Genomic DNA, 1,774 nt, shown 5'->3' with positions numbered 1-1,774 from the left:
GACCGCTTCACCGTGTGGAACGAGGTCACCGGCGTGTCCGCCGCCGTCTGAACCACCGCGGGTCCCACGGCCAGGCACATCCTGATCCCCAGCGCGCACTCACAGCTCCCACCAAGTTGACAACGCCAGGTACACGCCGCGCTGCGGGCTCCGGTCGAACGCGCCATCTCGCGCATCAAGGGCTGGAGGATCCTCCGCCACGCGCGCAACAGCCCGAACCGGCTCACGTCAGCCGCCGCGGCCATCCTCACCCTGACGATCTACACATGAAAAAGGCTCCAGGAATGAGGTCCCGTGCGGGTGTTTGCGTGATAACTGATCCCTCCCCGGCCGGAGCTCCCCGATTGCGAGGGTTCGGCTGCCTGTGATGCCCTACTTCTGTAAGAGTCGCCCCGGACTGCCGCAAGGAGAATCACTCCAGATTTCTTCGGAGCGCACACTTGCGACGACCCGTAGATCGAATCGCAAGTGAGCTATTTACGCATCGCTGTACCTAAGCTGAAGGAGAGAACCATGTCAGCCGCATCCCCCACTCCCTCCCCGTCTGCTGACTACGTTCCCCAACGACGCAGTGGACGCAGCGGCCTTCATCTGTCCGCTTTAGCCCTCGGAGTCCAGCCCAACCCTGGCTGCCGCTGCTGCGCGACCACGACCGGTTCACTGATCGACTATGCGATCAACACAGGAGTTACCCACTTTGATATATCTCCCCAACTCGTCTCAGGAAGCCAGGATGCACTGCGCCAGATCCTGATCCCTGTGCAGGCCTGGCGGAACGAAGTTGTAATCTCTACCCGTGTCGGGCTAGGAACCCACCCCATGGCCTCTCTGGGCTTCGGATCTCGGAAGCATCTACTATCTAGCCTCGACCGGTTCTTGCATCAAACAGGTTTGGACTACCTGGACATCCTCTACGCACATCGCTACGACCGCCGCACTCCCATGGACGAAACTGTAGGAGCGCTGGTCAGCGCGGTCCAACAAGGCAAGGTTCTCTACGTCGGCTTGTCGGACTATGCACCGTCAGCGCTCGGCCACGCCAATCGGCTGCTACACGAGAGAGGTGTGCCCGCCATCGCCTACCAAACCTCCTACTCTCTGCTCGATCAGTGGGCCGATAGCGACCTCTTAAGTACACTCAGCCACCTTGGCATCGGAGTCATTGCCTGTGCCCCGCTCGGACACGCAGCTCTTACACCCGGTCGTCCTGTCGCTGACAGCGCGTCCCTCAACGCGCTGGCGCAGATAGCCACCGCACGGGGCCAGACACTGCCGCAACTTGCCCTTAGCTGGGTTCTACGTAACCCAATCGTCACCTCCGCCCTTCTCAGCACCACATGCCCGCAGCACTTGATCGAAAATATCTCGGCTCTCGACCGCACTGACTTCACACCTAAAGAACTCGCCACGCTTGAACAGTGGGGCGTGTCAGCGCTGGCTGGGTCTGTAAATTCGGTGTACTCAGGTTGAACTCGTACTGTAGTGTCGGACTGGCTGATCGTGGTGGAACCCATGGTCAGCCCGGTCTCGGCGAGGCAGCCGTCGATCAGCTCGGACCGGTACTGGATCTTCTTGAGCTTGCGCTTGATGATGCGGGTGAGACCGGAGAGGTCGGCGGCGACGAAGTTGGTGATCGACCGTTTGAGGGTAAGCATTCAGAAGGTCGGCCGCGGGTCCGTCTCCTGATGATGTGACAGGTGGCGGGTGGGTGCGGCAGGATCCGTGGTCATGTCGTCGGGGCCGGAATCTGCGTCGCGCGAGGATCTCCTCGCGC

Annotated in this window: 1 protein-coding gene and 1 pseudogene; one reads left to right on the top strand and one right to left on the bottom strand. The window is 61.1% G+C overall.

Annotated elements, in window-relative coordinates; all coding sequences use genetic code 11:
• Positions 1-513: 513 nt before the first annotated feature.
• Positions 514-1,470: an aldo/keto reductase gene (locus OTB19_RS42645; RefSeq protein ID WP_267804240.1), complete on the top strand. Its 957-nt coding sequence runs from the start codon at positions 514-516 to the stop codon at positions 1,468-1,470.
• A gap of 38 nt (positions 1,471-1,508) precedes the next feature.
• On the opposite strand, the pseudogene OTB19_RS43925 reads toward OTB19_RS42645, so the two are convergent.
• Positions 1,509-1,589 (bottom strand): annotated as a pseudogene (locus OTB19_RS43925) (transposase); the annotation flags it as partial.
• Between the last annotated feature and the right edge of the window lie 185 nt (positions 1,590-1,774).

This window comes from Streptomyces sp. H27-H5 (genome assembly GCF_026627505.1).
Lineage (GTDB): Bacteria > Actinomycetota > Actinomycetes > Streptomycetales > Streptomycetaceae > Streptomyces.
The sequence above is the reverse complement of the archived record's forward strand: the minus strand, read 5'-3'. Positions and strand labels throughout refer to the sequence as shown.